This is a genomic window from Mycobacterium sp. NGS49 (assembly GCF_059812565.1).
This window is the reverse complement of the sequence record NZ_JCALCX010000017.1, coordinates 68,106-85,487: the sequence shown is the minus strand read 5'-3', so window position 1 is coordinate 85,487 and position 17,382 is coordinate 68,106. Positions and strand designations below refer to the sequence as shown.

13 protein-coding genes are annotated in these 17,382 nt (G+C 69.3%); 8 read left to right on the top strand and 5 right to left on the bottom strand.

What is annotated here, in order from left to right; genetic code table 11:
- Positions 1–104 precede the first annotated feature (104 nt).
- From AC5Y7D_RS19020 to nudC, 4 genes are read left to right on the top strand one after another with little or no spacing between them, the layout of a single operon-like run.
- Positions 105–3,185 (top strand): ATP-dependent helicase, encoded by a 3,081-nt coding sequence (locus AC5Y7D_RS19020; protein WP_499926672.1) that lies wholly within the window; start codon positions 105–107, stop codon positions 3,183–3,185.
- The gene (locus AC5Y7D_RS19015) at positions 3,182–6,439 is read left to right on the top strand and encodes an ATP-dependent helicase (RefSeq protein WP_499926670.1); all 3,258 of its coding nucleotides are present in this window, start codon (positions 3,182–3,184) and stop codon (positions 6,437–6,439) included. The genes AC5Y7D_RS19020 and AC5Y7D_RS19015 overlap by 4 nt, the downstream gene beginning before the upstream one ends.
- Positions 6,440–6,449: 10 nt before the next feature.
- Positions 6,450–7,535, top strand: coding sequence for a potassium channel family protein (locus AC5Y7D_RS19010; protein WP_499926668.1), 1,086 nt, complete (start codon positions 6,450–6,452; stop codon positions 7,533–7,535).
- Positions 7,532–8,461 carry an NAD(+) diphosphatase gene (gene nudC / locus AC5Y7D_RS19005; protein ID WP_499926769.1) on the top strand — a complete coding sequence of 310 codons (930 nt, stop codon included), beginning with the start codon at positions 7,532–7,534 and terminating at the stop codon, positions 8,459–8,461. The genes AC5Y7D_RS19010 and nudC overlap by 4 nt, the downstream gene beginning before the upstream one ends.
- Before the next feature lie 8 nt (positions 8,462–8,469).
- Here the strand turns inward: nudC and AC5Y7D_RS19000 are convergent, their stop codons facing one another.
- Both AC5Y7D_RS19000 and mrx1 read right to left on the bottom strand, forming a co-directional pair.
- Entirely contained in the window at positions 8,470–9,114 is a 645-nt protein-coding gene (locus AC5Y7D_RS19000; protein WP_499926666.1) for a sensor domain-containing protein, read from the bottom strand.
- A gap of 68 nt (positions 9,115–9,182) precedes the next feature.
- Positions 9,183–9,428: a mycoredoxin Mrx1 gene (gene mrx1 / locus AC5Y7D_RS18995; protein WP_499926664.1), complete on the bottom strand. Its 246-nt coding sequence runs from the start codon at positions 9,426–9,428 to the stop codon at positions 9,183–9,185.
- 99 nt (positions 9,429–9,527) lie between these two features.
- Between mrx1 and AC5Y7D_RS18990 the strand changes: the two genes are divergently transcribed.
- Both AC5Y7D_RS18990 and AC5Y7D_RS18985 read left to right on the top strand, forming a co-directional pair.
- Entirely contained in the window at positions 9,528–11,627 is a 2,100-nt protein-coding gene (locus tag AC5Y7D_RS18990; RefSeq protein WP_499926662.1) for an ATP-dependent DNA helicase UvrD2, read from the top strand.
- A 385-nt stretch (positions 11,628–12,012) separates the two neighbouring features.
- Positions 12,013–12,276 carry a WhiB family transcriptional regulator gene (locus AC5Y7D_RS18985; protein ID WP_499926661.1) on the top strand — a complete coding sequence of 88 codons (264 nt, stop codon included), beginning with the start codon at positions 12,013–12,015 and terminating at the stop codon, positions 12,274–12,276.
- A gap of 30 nt (positions 12,277–12,306) precedes the next feature.
- Here AC5Y7D_RS18985 and AC5Y7D_RS18980 read toward each other — a convergent pair whose 3' ends face one another.
- On the bottom strand, positions 12,307–13,650 hold the full coding sequence (locus AC5Y7D_RS18980; protein WP_499926659.1) for a macrolide-binding ATPase MABP-1: 1,344 nt from the start codon (positions 13,648–13,650) through the stop codon (positions 12,307–12,309).
- A 121-nt stretch (positions 13,651–13,771) separates the two neighbouring features.
- Here AC5Y7D_RS18980 and AC5Y7D_RS18975 point away from each other — a divergent pair, with 121 nt between their 5' ends.
- Complete coding sequence (locus AC5Y7D_RS18975; protein ID WP_499926657.1) at positions 13,772–13,945, top strand: hypothetical protein; 174 nt, start codon at positions 13,772–13,774, stop codon at positions 13,943–13,945.
- 6 nt (positions 13,946–13,951) lie between these two features.
- Here AC5Y7D_RS18975 and AC5Y7D_RS18970 read toward each other — a convergent pair whose 3' ends face one another.
- Positions 13,952–14,791 (bottom strand): cyclodehydratase, encoded by an 840-nt coding sequence (locus AC5Y7D_RS18970; RefSeq protein ID WP_499926656.1) that lies wholly within the window; start codon positions 14,789–14,791, stop codon positions 13,952–13,954.
- 38 nt (positions 14,792–14,829) lie between these two features.
- Positions 14,830–16,206 carry a zinc-dependent metalloprotease gene (locus AC5Y7D_RS18965; RefSeq protein WP_499926654.1) on the bottom strand — a complete coding sequence of 459 codons (1,377 nt, stop codon included), beginning with the start codon at positions 16,204–16,206 and terminating at the stop codon, positions 14,830–14,832.
- Between the two features lie 77 nt (positions 16,207–16,283).
- Here AC5Y7D_RS18965 and AC5Y7D_RS18960 point away from each other — a divergent pair, with 77 nt between their 5' ends.
- Complete coding sequence (locus AC5Y7D_RS18960; RefSeq protein WP_499926652.1) at positions 16,284–17,306, top strand: YlbL family protein; 1,023 nt, start codon at positions 16,284–16,286, stop codon at positions 17,304–17,306.
- Positions 17,307–17,382 lie beyond the last annotated feature (76 nt).

Below are 17,382 nucleotides of genomic sequence, written 5' to 3'. Positions count from 1 at the left end.
GGGCGGGCCGTAGCGGTGCACATGAAGGGTCACGTTTCGATGATGCCAGGCCTTATCAGGCCTGGTCGCGGCAAGTTGTCGGACCCCGGTGATTGCATGCCGCTATGCCGATGCACTGTAGTTCCGAGCCGCGCGAGGCGACGCGGCCCGGGTTGCGCGGGCAGGTAACTGTGCTGGGCGGCCCCGGGACCGGTAAGAGCAGCTTGCTGGTCGAGGCTGCGACCGCCCACATCGCAGCAGGTGTCGAGCCGGAAAGTGTTCTGCTGCTGACAGGCTCGGGCCGCATCGGAACCAGGGAGCGCAGCGCGCTGACGACTGCGTTGCTGGGGGCGAGTCAATCGGCGGCCGTACGCGAACCCATGGTGCGCACGCTGCACAGCTATGCCTACGCGGTGCTGCGACGAGCCGCGGAGAGGGCCGGCGGCCCTATGCCGCGGCTGCTCACCGGCGCCGAACAGGACGCCATCATCCGCGAACTGCTGGCCGGGGACGCCGAAGACGGCAACCGGTGGCCCGAGCACCTGTTGCCCGCGCTGCGCACCGCAGGATTCGCCAACGAACTGCGAAACCTGCTGGCGCGCTGCGCAGAACGCGGCGTCGACCCCCGGCAGCTGGAGCGGCTGGGACGCCGCTGCGGCCGCCCGGAGTGGACGGCGGCCGGCCAGTTCGCCCGGCAGTACGAACAGGTGATGCTGTTGCGCGCGGCGGTCGGCACGGCGGCGCCGCAGGCGACGGCGCCCGCGCTGGCCGCAGCCGAACTGGTCGGCGCGGCGCTGGAGACCTTCGCGGTCGATCCCGAGTTGCTGGCCGCCGAACGCGCCCGTATCCGGTTGCTGCTGGTCGACGACGCACAGCAACTGGATCCGCAAGCGGCGCAACTGGTCCGGGTGCTGGCGGCCGGCACTGACACCGCCCTGATCGCCGGTGACCCCAATCAGGCGGTCTTCGGGTTCCGGGGTGGCGAGCCGGCCGGGCTGCTCGGTGTCGACGGCCCCTCGGTGACGTTGACCACGTCGCATCGTTGCGGTCCCGCCGTCGCCCGCGCGGTCAGTGGTATCGCGGCGCGACTGCCCGGTGCCGCCGCCGGCCGGAGTATCGAAGGCGCGGTCGGTCCAGCGGGCGCCGTCAGGGTGCGCCTGGCTGCCTCGGCTCATGCCGAGGCGGCGCTGATCGCCGACGCGCTGCGGCGCGCGCACCTGGTCGACGGCGTGCCGTGGTCGCAGATGGCGGTGATTGTCCGGTCGGTGCCACGGGCCGGCGCTCGCCTACCGCGCGCCCTGGCCGCCGCGGGAGTCCCGGTCGCGATACCCGCGACCGGCGGGTCGCTGTCCGAAGAACCCGCGGCCCGCGCCCTGCTCACCGTCCTGGCGGCGGCCGCCGACGGATTGGACGGCGATCGGGCGTTGGCGCTACTGTCCGGGCCGATCGGCCGCGTCGACCCGGTCTCACTGCGACAATTGCGCAGGACGCTGCAGCGGGGTCGGTCCGGCGCCTTCGGGGATCTGCTGGTTCAGACACTCGGTTCAGACGAGCCGTTGTCCGGTCCACCGGCCGCTGCGCTTCGACGGGTGCGTGCCGTGCTGGCGGCCGCCGCCCGGTGTCAGCGGGACGGTCTGGACCCGCGGTACACGCTGTGGGCGGCGTGGCACCGCACCGGCCTGCAGCGTCGCTGGCTGGCCGCCGTCGAGCGGGGAGGTCCGGCCGCTGCTCAGGCGACGCGGGATCTGGAAGTGGTGACGGCGTTGTTTGACGTCACCGACGCCTATGTCGCGCGCACCTCGGGCGCATCGCTGCGCGGACTGCTCGAGCATGTCGAGGCGCTGCAACTGCCGCCCGTCAACCGCGACTCGGGCTCGGAAGCCGAACAGGTGCAGGTACTGAGCGCGCACGCGGCCCTGGGGCACGAATGGGATCTGGTGGTCATCGCCGGGCTGCAGGATGGGTTGTGGCCCAACACGATCCCACGCGGCGGCATCCTGGCCACGCAGCGGCTGCTCGACGAGATCGACGGCATCGCGGCTGACGCGTCGGTCCGGGCGCCACTGCTGGCCGAGGAGCGCCGGTTGCTGGTCGCCGCGATTGGCCGGGCGCGGCGCGATTTGTTGGTGACCGCGGTCGACAGCGATACCGGTGGCAGCGCCGGGGAGCCGGCGCTGCCGTCGCCGTTTGTTTTCGAGATCGCGCAGTTCGCGGATGAGGAATCCGTTGTGGCGCAACCGGAGTGCTCTCCCCGTGTGCTGTCGGCCGCGGCGGTGGTGGGCCGGCTACGGTCCGCGGTGTGTGCGGCGGACGGTGTGGTCGATGAGGCCGTCCGCTCCTGTGCCGCAACGCAATTGGCCCGGCTGGCCGAGGCCGGGGTGCCCGGTGCCGATCCCGCCTCATGGCACGGGCTGATGCCGGTGAGCACCAGTGCCCCGCTGTGCGGCAGCGACGATGTCGTCACGCTGACCCCCTCCACTCTGCAGACCCTCACCGACTGCCCGTTGCGTTGGCTGGCCGAGCGGCACGGCGGAGCCAACCCGCGCGAGCTGCGCTCGGCCATCGGTTCGGTGCTGCATGCGCTGATCGCCGAACCCGGCAAGACCGAATCCCAGTTGTTGACTGAGCTGGATCGCGTGTGGCAGCACCTGCCGTTCGAGGCCGACTGGCATTCGGCCAACGAACTCGCCCGGCACCGCGGCATGATTCGCGCGTTCGTCGAGTGGCGGGCGCAGACGCGCGCCGAGCTGACCGAGGTCGGCGTCGAAGTCGGCGTCGACGGTGTTCTGCAAACCCCGCGCGGGCAGGTCCGGTTGCGCGGACGGGTCGACCGGCTGGAACGCGATGCCGCCGGCCGGCTGGTGATCGTCGACGTCAAGACCGGGAAGACGCCCGTCAGCAAGGACGACGCCCAACAGCACGCTCAGCTGGCGATGTACCAGCTGGCGGTCGCCGAAGGCATGGTCCCCGCCGGTGACGAGCCGGGCGGCGCGCGGCTGGTGTATCCCGGCAAGACCGGGGCGGCGGGTGTCACCCAGCGCGAGCAGGATCCGCTCACCCCGCAGGCCCGTGAGCATTGGCGGGAACTGGTTCGGCAGGCGGCGGAGGCGACAGCCGGCCCGCAGTTCATCGCCCGGCGTAACGATGGCTGCTCGCACTGCCCGCTGCGGCCGTCCTGCCCCGCTCACGACGGGCCGGCGTCATGAGCCCGCGTTACAGCCCTGCCGAGTTGGCGGCCGCGCTGGGTGTTTTCCCGCCCACCGCCGAGCAAGCGGCGGTAATCGCCGCACCGCCCGGCCCGTTGGTGGTCATCGCCGGTGCGGGGGCGGGGAAGACCGAGACCATGGCAGCGCGCGTGGTGTGGCTGGTCGCCAACGGCTACGCCGAACCCGGGCAGGTGCTCGGCCTGACCTTCACCCGCAAGGCCGCCGGTCAGCTGCTGCGCCGCGTGCGGTCGCGGCTGGCGCGTCTGGCGGGCGCCGGTGGCGGTGCCGCGGCAGGTCCGGGCGAAGGCACACCCACCATCAGCACCTACCACGCGTTCGCCGGATCGCTGCTGCGGGAATACGGGCTGCTGCTGCCCGTGGAACCCGACACCAGACTGCTCACCGAGACGGAGCTGTGGCAGCTGGCATTAGACGTCGTCAACGACTACCCGGGTGCACTGAACACCGACAAGACGCCGGCCGCGGTCACCGCCCTGCTGCTGCGGCTGTGGGGCCAGCTCACCGAACACCTCGTCAGCACCGACGAGCTCCGCGACACCCACGTGGAACTGGAACGGCTGGTGCACGCCTTGCCGGCCGGTCCGTATCAGCGCGACAGGGGGCCGAGCCAATGGCTGCTGCGCATGCTGGGCACTCAGACTCAACGCGCCGAGTTGGTGCCGGTGCTGGACGCTCTCTCCGAACGCATGCGCGCCGCCAAAGTGATGGACTTCGGCATGCAGATGGCGTCCGCGGCGCGACTGGCCGCCACGTTCCCGCAGGTGGGGCAGGACCTGCGCGGCCGTTTCCGGGTGGTCCTGCTCGATGAGTACCAGGACACCGGACATTCACAGCGCGTCGCGTTGTCGTCGCTGTTCGGCGGCGGTGTCGACGATGAGCTGGCGCTGACGGCCGTCGGTGACCCGATCCAGTCGATCTATGGTTGGCGCGGTGCCTCGGCGACCAACCTGCCGCGCTTCACCACTGATTTTCCGCTGTCCGACGGGTCCGCGGCGCCCACCTTGGAGCTGCGGACCAGCTGGCGCAATCCACCCCGGACGCTGCACCTGGCCAACGCCATCTCCGCCGAGGCGCGACGGCGCTCGGTAGTGGTGCGTCCGCTGCGCGCACGCCCGGATGCCCCGCCGGGCACCGTCCGTTGCGCGCTGCTGCCGGACGTGGCCGTCGAGCGCGACTGGATCGCCGATCACCTGCACGAGTGCTACCGCCGGGCGCGGGACAACGGCGTCGCACCGCCCACCGCCGCTGTGCTGGTGCGGCGCAATGCCGACGCCGCTCCCATCGGCGAGGCACTGCGCAGCCGCGGAATTCCCGTCGAGGTCGTCGGCGTGGCCGGCCTGTTGTCCGTACCCGAGGTCGCCGACGTGGTGGCCATGTTGCGCCTGGTCGCCGACCCCACGGCCGGTGCCGCCGCAATGCGCGTGTTGAGCGGACCGCGCTGGCGTCTGGGTGGCCGTGACATCGCCGCGCTGTGGCGACGGGCACAGCAGCTGTCCGGTGCGCCGCAACCAAGCGAACCTTTATCGGCGGAATCGATCGCGATCGCGGCCGGCCCGGACGCCGACACCGCGTGTCTGGCCGACGCCATCTCCGATCCCGGGCCGGCCGGCGGGTATTCGGCGGCCGGTTACCGACGCATCGGGGTCCTTGCTGCCGAACTGGCCGCGCTGCGCAGTCATCTCGGCTATTCCCTGCCCGACCTGGTGGCCGAAGTGCGCCGCGTTCTCGGCGTCGACTGCGAAGTCCGTGCCACCGCCGCCGGGGAATGGTCGGGCACCGAGCACCTCGACGCCTTCGCCGACGAGGTGGCCGGGTACGCCGAGCGCGCCGGCGCAGCGGCCAAGGCGTCGGTGACCGGCCTGCTCGCCTACCTGGACGTCGCCGCGGAGGTGGAGAAGGGGCTGACGCCCGCGCAGCCGGTCGCCGCACGGGACCGGGTTCAGGTGCTCACCGTGCATGCCGCCAAGGGCCTGGAATGGCAGGTGGTGGCGGTGCCGCACCTGTCCGGCGGGATATTCCCGTCGAACGCATCGCGAAGCAGTTGGCTCACCGATGCCGGGGAACTGCCACCGCTGCTGCGCGGCGATCGCGCCACGGCGGGCGCGCTCGGGATCCCGGTCCTGGACACTTCGACCGTCACCAACCGAAAGCAGTTGTCGGACAAGATCTCCGAACATCGTGCCCAGCTCGATCAGCGACGGGTCGATGAGGAACGCCGACTGCTCTACGTCGCCGTCACCCGGGCGCAGGACACGCTGCTGGTGTCCGGACACCATTGGGGGGCCACCGGCATCAAACCGCGCGGGCCCTCGGATTTCCTGTGCGAACTCAAGGACATCATCGAACGGTCCGAGCAGGCCGGGGACCCGTGCGGACTCGTGGAGCAGTGGGCCCCGGCGCCGGCCGGCGGGGAACGAAACCCGTTGCAAGAAGACATCGTCGAAGCGATCTGGCCCACCGATCCGCTGTCGCGGCGCCGTGCCGACGTCGAACGTGGGGCCGCGCTGGTCGTCGCGGCGATGTCGACGGAAATCGCGCCGACCCGCGACACCGAGGGCTGGGTCGCCGACGTCGACGCGTTGCTAGCCGAGCGGGCACGCATGGCCCGTCCCCGTGCGCGCGCGTTGCCGAGCCAGCTCTCGGTGAGCGGCCTGGTGGAGCTGGCGCGCGATCCCGACGCCGCGGCTCAACGGCTGATTCATCGACTGCCGAGCCGACCCGACCCACACGCGCTGTTGGGCAACGCGTTTCACTCCTGGGTGCAGCAGTTCTACGGCGCGGAGTGGTTGTTCGAACTCGGTGACCTGCCCGGCGCCGCCGACTCCGACGTCGGCGACCCGCAGGAGCTGGCCGCCCTGCAGCAGGCGTTCGCCGCATCACCGTGGGCGGCCCGTACGCCGATCGCCGTCGAGGTGCCGTTCGAGATGCTGATCGGGGACACCGCGGTGCGCGGGCGCATCGACGCCGTGTTCGCCGACGCGGACGGCGGCGTCACCGTCGTGGACTGGAAGACCGGTGACCCGCCCCGCGGCCACGAGGCCAAGCGCCACGCCGCTGTGCAACTGGCGGTGTACCGGCTGGCGTGGGCGGCGCTGCAGGGATGCCCGGAATCGTCGGTGCGAACCGCCTTCTACTACGTGCGCAGCCAGACCACCGTCGTGCCCCGGGACCTGCCCGACGCCGGTGCGTTGGGCGTGCTGCTGGCCGACTCCGGTCGCCCCGCCACCGCTTGACCGTGGTTACATGACTCCCGTGGCGAAAGGTAGCTGGCGGCGGCTGCGGCGTCTCGACGAGAGATTGACCGTCCAGCCCAGTTACGCGCTTGTCGGCGTGCTGCGCATCCCCCAGGGTCACGCCAGTCCCGCGCGCATCATCACCCGCCGAATTTCCATCGCCCTGGTGGCGCTGCTGGTCGGCGCCGTCACCGTCTACGTCGACCGTGACGGCTACCACGACGCGCGCGGGGACAGCCTGACGTTCCTGGACTGCCTTTACTACTCGGCGGTGACGTTGTCCACCACCGGCTACGGCGACATCACGCCGGTCTCGGAATTCGCGCGAGCGACAAATGTTCTGATCATTACGCCCCTGCGCATCGCATTCCTGATCTTGCTGGTCGGCACGACGCTCGAGGTCGTCACCGAAACATCGCGGCAGGCACTGAAGATCCAGCGTTGGAGGAAGAAAGTGCGCAACCACACCGTCGTCATCGGCTACGGGACCAAGGGCAAGACGGCGGTGGCCGCCATGCTCAGCGACGAGGTGACCCCCAGCGAGATCGTCGTCGTCGACACCGATCGGTCAGCGCTGGAGCGGGCTGCCTCAGCCGGCCTGGTCACCGTGCACGGCGACGCCACGAAATCGGATGTGCTGCGGCTGGCCGGCGCCCAGCACGCGGCCTCCATCATCGTCGCGGCCAACCGCGACGACACCGCGGTGCTGGTCACGCTGACCGCGCGGGAGATCTCGCCCAAGGCCAAGATCGTCGCATCCATCCGCGAGGCCGAAAATCAGCATCTGCTGCAGCAATCCGGCGCCAACTCGGTGGTGGTGTCCTCCGAGACCGCCGGCCGGCTGCTCGGCCTGGCCACCACGACCCCCAGCGTCGTGCAGATGATCGAGGACCTGCTGACCCCGGATCAGGGTCTGGCCATCGCCGAACGCGAGGTCGAGCAGTCCGAGGTGGGTGGGTCGGCTCGGCACCTGCGCGACATCGTGCTCGGCGTGGTGCGCGGCGGAGAGTTGCTCCGCATCGGTGCCCCGGAGGTGGACGCGATCGAGGCCGGCGACCGGCTGCTCTACGTCCGCCACCTGGCGGACGAACGATAGGGCCGGGCGTGGACTTCCGGCTGCGCGAAATTCCGCTGCTGTCGCGGGTCGGCGCCGATCGGGCCGACCAACTGCGCACCGACATCGATGCGGCCGCGACCGGATGGGCCGACGCCGCATTACTGCGCGTTGATTCCCGCAACCAGGTGCTGGCGGCCGGCGGCAAAGTGGTGCTGGGCCCGGCGGCCGTGCTGGGCGACAAGCCTCCGCCGGATGCGGTGTTTCTGGGGCGTATCGAGGGCGGCCGTCACGTCTGGGCGATCCGGGGCGCATTGCAGCCACCCGAAGACGCAGAAGTCGAGGTGCTGGACCTGCGCCGGCTGGGACGCATCATCGACGACACCAGCAGTCAGCTGGTGTCGTCGGCGCTGGCGTTACTCAACTGGCATGACAGCGCCCGATTCAGCCCGGTGGACGGAACCCCGACTAAACCGGCGCGCGCCGGCTGGGCGCGGGTCGACCCACTCACCGGCCGCGAGGAGTTTCCGCGCATCGACCCCGCGGTGATCTGCCTGGTCCACGACGGGGGCGACCGTGCGGTGCTGGCCCGCCACACGGTGTGGCCGCAGCGAATGTTCTCGCTGCTGGCCGGGTTCGTGGAGGCGGGCGAGTCGTTCGAAGTGTGCGTCGTGCGCGAGATCCGCGAGGAAATCGGCCTGACCGTTCGCGATGTGCGCTACCTCGGCAGTCAGCCCTGGCCGTTTCCGCGCTCGCTGATGGTCGGTTTCCACGCCCTGGCCGATCCGGCGGAACCATTCTCGTTCAACGACGGCGAGATCGCCGAGGCGGCCTGGTTCACGCGCGCGGAGATTCGCGCTGCGCTCGAGGCCGGCGACTGGTCCAGCGCCTCGGAGTCGAAACTGCTGTTGCCCGGCTCGATTTCGATCGCCCGGGTGATCATCGAATCCTGGGCCGCCGCGGACTGAGCGACGCGCTACTTGATGCGGTCGCAGATGTTGTCCAGGATCGTTGCGGCGATCCGCTCCGCCGGTTCGATGCCCAACACGCCGACCGACATCAACACCGACTTCCGGACCCGGTACTGGTGGCTCCAGCCGTTGTCGACGATCCGCAGCGTGGTGGCGTCGGGCTTTTCCAGCCTGAAGGTGTAGGCCGGGTCGCGCAACGCGATGCAGGCGTTCAGGGATGCCTCGAGCTGGTCGAGCGCGGAGCGCGCCGCCTGCGCGTCCGGGTAGATCGCGACGGCCTGGCTGACCGAGTCGACCTTCGACCGGCCGCCCGGGTCGATGTCGTCGGTCACCCCGCTGTAACCGGCGCTGCGGAACTCGGTCCAGCCGCCGGCGAACGTGAGATCGCTGGTACCGGCGGCTCGGCACGGTCCCGGCGCATTGACGTCACCGGCCGGAGGATGCCGCAGGTCCGCGTGCGCCCGTGCGGTGAGTTCCTCGTAATTCGCGATGCGCCGGACGTCTTCGATGCTGACGATCAGCGCGTCAGCTCCGGCGGCGGCGGTGCTGCTGCTCGGCGCGGCAGGGGTGTTCTGCTGGGAGCACCCGGTGAGGGTGGCGACGGCGCAGAACACAACGTAGACCGCCCGCCGGACCAGCGCCGATGCCATGGTCCTCATGGTAAAGGCGAGCGGACCCGGGAGTTGCATCAATCACGCTCCCGTGTCGGTGCCGGAGGTCAGCCGGCGAGCTTCGCCTTGACCTCACTGGCGCTCGGATTGGTCATCGTCGACCCGTCGGCGAACTTCACCGTCGGAACTGTCCGATTGCCCCCGTTCACCGAGCTGACGAAATCCGCGGCAGCAGCGTCGCGTTCGATATCGACCTCGTCGTAGGCGATGCCTTGGGCCTTGAGGGCCGTCTTGAGCCGCAAGCAGTAGCCACACCAGGTGGTGGAGTAGATGGTCAGCGCCGCATTGGTCATGACTGGTTAACGTAGCCGGGCGATGGGGCATTCCGGGCCCGGCCCGCCGAAAAGCGCGACACGCCCGGTTTGTCGGCCGGCACTGCCAAGATGGACGCCATGCCGTTGATGGCTGATCCCTTGATCGCAGGGCTGGACGACGAGCAACGCGAAGCCGTGCTCGCTGCGCGCGGCCCGGTCTGCGTGCTGGCCGGAGCCGGCACCGGCAAGACGCGCACCATCACGCACCGCATCGCCCAGCTCGTCGCGGGCGGCCACGTCGCCGCGGGACAGGTGCTGGCGGTGACCTTCACCCAGCGCGCGGCCGGGGAGATGCGCTCCCGGCTGCGCGCCCTGGAGGCGGCGGCGCCGGGCGGCTCGTCCGTCGGCGGGGTACAGGCGCTCACCTTCCACGCCGCCGCGCACCGCCAGCTGCGCTACTTCTGGCCTCGGGTAGTCGGTAACACTCGCTGGGAACTGCTCGACACCAAGTTCGCCGTGGTGGCCCGTGCCGCCAGCCGGTGCCGGCTCAACGTCAGCACCGATGACGTGCGCGACCTTGCCGGAGAGATCGAGTGGGCGAAAGCCTCCCTGATCACCCCGGAGCGGTACGCGGGCGCGGTGGCAGGCGCGGGGCGGGACACCCCGCTGGACGCGGAGAAGGTAGTGGCTGTTTATACCGCCTACGAGGCCTTGAAAGTCCGCGATGAGGACGTCACCCTGCTCGATTTCGACGACCTGTTGCTGCACACCGCCGCGGCGATCGAGAACGACGCCGCGGTCGCCGCCGAGTTCCGGGACCGCTATCGCTGCTTCGTCGTCGACGAGTATCAGGACGTCACACCGTTGCAGCAGCGGGTGCTCTCGGCCTGGTTGGGCGATCGCGACGACCTGACCGTCGTCGGCGACGCGAATCAGACCATCTACTCGTTCACCGGCGCCTCACCGCGGTTCCTGCTGGACTTCTCGCGGCGGTTCCCCGAGGCCACGGTGGTGCGGCTGGAACGGGACTACCGGTCCACCCCGCAGGTCGTCTCGCTGGCCAACCAGGTCATCGCCGCGGCCCGGGGCCGCGTCGCGGGCAGCAAGTTGCAGTTGATCGGCCAGCGTGAGCCGGGCCCGGCGCCGTCGTTCCGGGAGCATCCCGACGAGCACACCGAGGCCGCCGCGGTCGCGACCGCCATCGCCCAGCTGATCGAATCAGGCACCGCGCCATCCGAAATCGCGATCCTGTACCGGGTCAACGCGCAGTCCGAGGTCTACGAGGAGGCGTTGACCGAGGCCGGCATCGCCTACCAGATCCGCGGCGGGGAGGGGTTTTTCAACCGGCAGGAGATCAAGCAGGCCTTGCTCGCCCTGCAACGCGCGGCGGAACGAGGCGCCGAGGGCCCACTGACGGACGTCGTTCGCGACGTCCTCGAACCACTCGGGCTCACCGCGGAACCGCCGGCGGGTACCAAGGCCCGCGATCGCTGGGAAGCCCTTTCCGCCTTGACCGAACTGGTCGACGACGAAGTGGCGCAGCGTCCCGGGCTGGAGCTGCCGGGGTTGGTGGCCGAGCTGCGCTTGCGGGCCGATGCCCGGCACCCGCCGGTGGTGCAGGGCGTCACCCTGGCTTCCCTGCATGCCGCCAAGGGTCTCGAGTGGGACGCGGTGTTCCTGGTCGGTCTCGCCGACGGCACGCTGCCCATCTCCCACGCCCTTGCGCACGGCCCCGACAGCGAGCCCGTCGAGGAGGAGCGCCGCCTGCTCTACGTCGGGATCACCAGGGCCAGAATGCATTTGGCCCTCAGTTGGGCGCTGGCAAGGTCGCAGGGCGGGCGGCAGAGCCGCAAACCGTCGCGGTTCCTCAACGGCATCGCACCCCAGACCCGTGTCGATGCCACCCCCGGCAAGTCGCGGCGCGGCAAGGGACCGGCCCGCTGCCGGGTCTGCAACAAGGACCTCGCCACGCCGGCGGCCATCATGCTGCGGCGGTGCGAAACCTGCGCCGGTGACGTCGACGAGGAACTGCTGCTGCAGCTCAAAGACTGGCGCCTGCACGCAGCCAAAGAACAGAACGTGCCGGCCTACATCGTCTTCAGCGACAACACCCTGATCGCCATTGCGGAGCTGCGGCCCACCGACGAAGCGTCGCTGATCGCCATTCCCGGGATCGGGGCGCGCAAACTCGAACAGTACGGAGCCGATGTGCTCGAACTCGTCCGTCAAGCCCGCTGAGCCGCATATCCGCAGGTCAGAAAATCGGTTGCCGCCGACGCTGGTACCGTTTAATCTCGAAACCGCATTTTGTCGGCTGCCATGTGCACGGAAGGAGGGTGGCTCGCAATGATCAACATGACCTTGTTCGGCGTACGCGCGGCTACCCGTGTGCCCAGCCTGGGCACCGCGCATGCCGCCGCTACGCCGGCGGCCGCGGGTAAGCACCGCGTCGCCGCCGCGACTGAAGCGTCCGTGAGGCTCAACGTAGAAACGTAAAGCCACATTTCGCCACATGGCCACGGACCGAAGTCGATCCGTGGCCATAGTTGTCTTTCCAGACAACGTCCCTGGTCCGGATCAGCGCAAACGACAGCCAACCGACCAGGAAGCAGGTGAAGAGGACATGTCGGCACCGACAGTCCCCAGACGGACGCAGCCGGCCCTGCCGTGTCATGCCGGTGATCCCGACCTCTGGTTTGCCGAAACCCCGGCGGACCTCGAACGTGCCAAGACGCTGTGCGCCCACTGCCCGGTGCGGCGCCAGTGCCTGGCCGCGGCTCTGGAACGCGAGGAGCCGTGGGGTGTATGGGGCGGCGAGATATTCGAGCGGGGCTCGGTTATCGGCCGCAAGCGTCCGCGCGGGCGTCCCCGCAAGGAAGCCGCCTAGATGCCCGCCTGAATGCCCGGATGCCGTGGTTTATACGACCACGGCATCCGGCTCGGCGAAGCCGGGGATCAGCTGCTCGGACAGGGACTTGATCGGCACGTGCGCATCCAGCTGGCACAGGATCGCAGCCACCGATGCGATCACGCGCATCGGGATTGCCAGCTTCGGTGGCAGGTCCATCTGCCGCGCCGTCTTGATCTGCGCCACCGAGCGGTCGAACTGGCTCACCGTCATCCGCTGCAGCCACTTGCGGGTGTAGTGGAATTCGTCGACTTCGATGGGTTCGACGTACTGGCGCAGCATTTCGTCGATATCGCGGACCGACACCTGCTGGCCCTTCTGGATGAACCCGACCTTCTCCATGGTCGGCAGCAGCAGATCGTAGTTCTTGTCGCGGGCCAACCGAATCGTCATGCCGAGCTCGATCGGGTAGCCCCCGGGCAACGGCGCCACCGCGCCGAAGTCGATCACGCCCATCCGGCCGTCGGGCATCAGCATGAAGTTGCCCGGGTGGGCGTCGCCGTGCAGCATCTCCAGCCGCCGCGGGGCGTCGAAGGTGAGTTCGAGCAGCCGAACGCCGATCAGGTCGCGCTGTTCAGGCGTGCCGTGCCGGATGATCTCGGCCATCGGAATGCCGTCGATCCACTCCTGGATCACCACCTTCGGCGCGCTGGCCACCACATGCGGTACCACGAAGTGCGGGTCGTCCTGGTAGGCCTTGGCGAACTTGCGCTGGTTGTCGGCCTCCAACCGGTAGTCCAGCTCCATCTCGGTGCGCTGGATCAGTTCGTCTACCACACCCTCGACGTCGGCGCCGGGGGAGAGCTGCTTGAACACCCCGACCATGCGCTGCATCGTCTTGAGGTCCGCCCGCAGTGCCTCGTCGGCCCCGGGGTACTGGATCTTGACGGCCACCTCGCGACCGTCGGACCAGATGGCCTTGTGTACCTGGCCGATGCTGGCCGAAGCGACAGGGGTGTCGTCGAACGAACTGAACCGTTGTCGCCACTTGGTACCCAGTTGGGCATCCAGCACGCGATGCACCTTGGCGGCGGGCAGCGGCGGAGCATCCTTCTGCAGCTTGGTCAGCGCTTCGCGGTAGGGCTCGCCGAACTGTTCGGGAATGGCGGCTTCCATCACCGACAGCGCCTGGCCGACCTTCATCGCGCCGCCCTTGAGCTCGCCCAGAACCGTGAACAGCTGGTTGGCCGCCTTCTCCATCAGCTCGGCGTTGACCTCGTCCTTGGACTTTCCGGTGAGTCGCTTACCGAAGCCGAGAGCAGCCCGGCCGGCCATGCCGACCGGCAGGCTGGCGAGCTTTGCATTGCGGGCCGCGCGGCCACGCTTGATCTCTGACACGTATCCATCATCCACGACGGCCAGCGCATCGTCTGCATCGAATCGAGTCGTTGTTCTATCGCGGTCTGTAGTCTCTTCGGGTCGCGCATCCGCGTGACGCATCGACCCCACGTCCGGAGGGTGGACCGCAACAGCCATGGCAGCCAAACAAGCGCAGCACGACGCCGCCGACGCCTTGTACCGCGCGATCATCGAGACGCTGGACAAGCATCGCAACGAACGCACCCTGACCGAGGACGTGCTGGACACCCTCGGCCGGGCGTACGCGTCCATCTCGTCGAATGTTCCGGAGCAGGGCCGTCTCGGATAAGTCGGCTCAACAGCCACACAGCGGATGCCTGGTCCACTGGCGGGCCAGGATGGTGCTGGCCTGCAGGTCGAACTCCAACGTGGCGTTCAGCGCCGCCGGGGGGTCAGGGCGCTGCCCGCGCACTGCCGCGATCACCTGGTTTACCTGGCTCAATGCCAAGGCCGCGGTCGCCAGCATGGTGGCCCGGTCGGCGACCCCGACGGTGTCGCGCAGTTGGGCGGCGATGGCCGGCCACGCCGCGTCGCGGTCGCGACGGTGTAAGTCGGCGCAGCCCAAACAGCTGGTCACCCCGGGCAGAACGAGTGGTCCCACCAGGCCGGTTCCGTCGCGAACCCGCACCGGGAGGTGCGGGACGCCCGCATTGTGCAGGTCACGAACGACGCGCGGATCGGCCACCAGGAAGTCGGTCAACACCACCAGATCCGCCGTGGCGGTGGTCACCATGGCATGTGGCCGGCTGCTGTGCCCGGTCCGGACGCCTGAAGAGCGCAAAGCCTGCACCAGCAGGTCCGACAGCGGCCCCCGGCCGTGCACCCGGATGGATGCCGAGCGCCCGGTGCAACCGCCGTCCCGGCGGGTAGCCACTCCGGCCTCGACCAGCCGGTTGACCAGGTGCGTCAGGTCGCCGTGGCCCAGCTCGCCGGCCTGGTGCTGCAGCTCGGTCAGCGACACCGGCGATCGCATCGATCGCAGCAGGGCGGCCAGCCGCGGTGCGGTGAGCCCGCCCGGCGGGCGGACCAGGACAGCTCGGCGCGGGTGCCAACCCACCTGGACGACCCCGTCTGGCCGCAGCAGTACCGGCATCGCCGGATTGAGCGAGAACAACGGTGCTGCGGCCGCGGCCATGACGTGTCACGGTGCCACGCCCGGCGCGCCGGACGTGATCAGTTATCCACAGCCCCGGGATCGTCCCGGGCGTCGTCCTCGAGTTGGGCTTCCAGGTCCGACAGGGCCTTGTCGATCCCGCTGGTGTCGCCGCCGATCACCCGGTCGATGAATGCCGCAGGGTCGTCGAGGTCGTCGGCGCCGGGCAGCAGGTCCGGGTGCTGCCACACGGCGTCGCGCGCGTCCATCCCCGCAGCCTCCGTCAGCCGCTGCCACAGCGCCGCCGCCTCGCGGAGTTTGCGCGGCCGCAGCTCCAACCCGACCAGCGTCGCGAAAGTCTGCTCGGCGGGCCCACCGCTGGCCCGGCGACGGCGCAGCGTCTCGCTGAGCGCGGCCTCACCGGGCAACCGCTCGCCGAGTGCGGCGGTCACCACTGTCTGAACCCAGCCTTCGATCAGGGCGAGCAGCGTCTCGAGCCGTTCGAGGGCCTGCGTTTGAGCGGGTGTTGCCTTCGGCTCGAACACCCCCTGACTCAACAGCTGCTCCATTGCGGCCGGATCGGCCAGCGAAGCGGGATTGAAGTCCCTGGCCAATTCCTCGATGCCGGTCATGTCGATCTTCATGCCCGCCGCGTAAGCCTCGACGGCCCCCAGCAACTGGCTGGGCAGCCAGGGCACATGGCTGAACAGGCGGTGGTGCGCCGCTTCCCGGGCGCCGAGGAAGGTCATGATCTCGCTGCGGGGCTGCTCGAGACCCGCGGCGAACGCTTCCACCGCATCCGGCATGATCGCGGCGACACCTTTGGGGCCGAGCGGCAGACCGATGTCCGTGGACGTCAGCACCTCTTTGGAAAGCCGGCCCAGCGCCTGGCCGAGCTGCGAACCGAACGCAATGCCGCCCATCTGCGACATCATCTGCAGCAGCGGGCCGGCCATGCTCTTGGCCTCCTCGGGCAACGCCTGCGCCCAGACTGACGAGATCTGCTGAGCCATCGGGTCGCACAGCCGTTTCCAGGTTTGCAGCGTGTTCTCGACCCAATCGGTCGGGCTCCAGCCCACCGCCCTGGTGGTGCCTTCCGGCAGGGCCGTTGCGCCGTTGAGCCAGGTCTCGGCCAGGTGCACCGCGTCCGAGATCGCCGAGTTGGTGGTGGCCGGGATCGGCGCCACGAATCCGATCGAACTCGACGCGACCTGGCGGGCCAGGTCGTAGTTCACCGGTCCGGCGTCCTTGCCCGAGCTCATGGCACTGCCGACACCGCCGAACATCTCACCCAGGCGCGTGAACAGCTGCCCGAGGTTGGCCATGTCGAACTCGGCGCCGAACCCGAAGGGGTTGGCCCCGGAGTCGGGGTCGTTTTTCTCGCGCTTCTCACGCTCGGGGTCGTCTCCGCCGGAGAAGCCGAAAGGCAGGTCAGCCATGAGGTCAACCGTACTCACCGCACTGGCGGAACGCGCGAGGCACGGTCACGCTCTCAGCTGAAAGGACCGCGACGAAGCCGGTTAGGGTAAGCGGCGTGAACAGGCGGATTTTGACCTTGATGGTCGCGCTCGTCCCCATCGTGGTGTTCGGGGTGCTGCTCGCGATGGTGACGGTGCCGTTTGTCTCACTGGGCCCGGGCCCCACCTTCGACACACTCGGTGAGGTGGACGGCAAACAGGTTGTGCAGATCGAGGGCACCCAAACCCACCCCACCACGGGTCATCTCAACATGACCACGGTCTCCCAACGCGACGACCTGAGCCTGGGTGAGGCATTGACGCTGTGGATCTCGGGCCAGGAGCAGCTGGTGCCGCGCGACCTGATCTACCCGCCGGGCAAATCCCGCGACGAGGTCGACAAGGAAAACAACGCCGACTTCAAGACCTCCGAAGACAGCGCTGAGTACGCCGCCCTGGGTTACCTGAAATACCCGGCGGCGGTCACCGTCGCCTCGGTTACCGACGCCGGACCCTCGGCCGGCAAGCTGAAGGCCGGCGACGCCATCGACGCGGTCGACCGCACCCCGGTGGCCAACGTCGAACAGTTCACCGCGTTGCTGAAGAACACCAAGCCAGGCCAGGTCGTGACCATCGACTACCGCCGCAAGAACGAGCCGGCCGGCATCGCACAGATCACCCTGGGTACCAACAAAGACCGGGATTACGGGTTCATGGGCGTCGCGGTCCTGGACGCACCGTGGGCGCCCTTCACCGTCGAATTCAATCTGGCCAACATCGGCGGACCGTCGGCGGGGCTGATGTTCAGTCTCGCCCTCGTGGACAAGCTCACCACCGGCGACCTGGCCGGTTCGACGTTCGTCGCCGGCACCGGCACGATCAACGTCGAGGGCAAGGTGGGTCCCATCGGCGGTATCACCCACAAGATGGCCGCGGCCCGCGCGGCCGGCGCAACGGTGTTCCTGGTACCGGCGAAGAACTGCTACGAGGCGGTGTCCGACATTCCGTCCGGGCTGAAGCTGGTGAAGGTGGAGACGCTCGGTTCGGCGGTGGACGCCCTGCATGCGATCACGTCGGGAGCGGCGACTCCGAGCTGCTAGCCCGGCGACGATGCACCTCGCGGTGTGAGGTGAGGAGGAGCTGGGCAGTCTGGTCTAGTCCGGCCGTTTGCGTACA

Coding starts and splice junctions, on each gene's coding strand:
- AC5Y7D_RS19020 (WP_499926672.1), top strand. CDS start 105: ATGCCGATGCACTGTAGTTCCGAGCCGCGCGAGGCGACGCGGCCCGGG.
- AC5Y7D_RS19015 (WP_499926670.1), top strand. CDS start 3,182: ATGAGCCCGCGTTACAGCCCTGCCGAGTTGGCGGCCGCGCTGGGTGTT.
- AC5Y7D_RS19010 (WP_499926668.1), top strand. CDS start 6,450: ATGACTCCCGTGGCGAAAGGTAGCTGGCGGCGGCTGCGGCGTCTCGAC.
- AC5Y7D_RS19000 (WP_499926666.1), bottom strand. CDS start 9,114: ATGGCATCGGCGCTGGTCCGGCGGGCGGTCTACGTTGTGTTCTGCGCC.
- mrx1 (WP_499926664.1), bottom strand. CDS start 9,428: ATGACCAATGCGGCGCTGACCATCTACTCCACCACCTGGTGTGGCTAC.
- AC5Y7D_RS18990 (WP_499926662.1), top strand. CDS start 9,528: ATGCCGTTGATGGCTGATCCCTTGATCGCAGGGCTGGACGACGAGCAA.
- AC5Y7D_RS18985 (WP_499926661.1), top strand. CDS start 12,013: ATGTCGGCACCGACAGTCCCCAGACGGACGCAGCCGGCCCTGCCGTGT.
- AC5Y7D_RS18975 (WP_499926657.1), top strand. CDS start 13,772: ATGGCAGCCAAACAAGCGCAGCACGACGCCGCCGACGCCTTGTACCGC.
- AC5Y7D_RS18970 (WP_499926656.1), bottom strand. CDS start 14,791: ATGGCCGCGGCCGCAGCACCGTTGTTCTCGCTCAATCCGGCGATGCCG.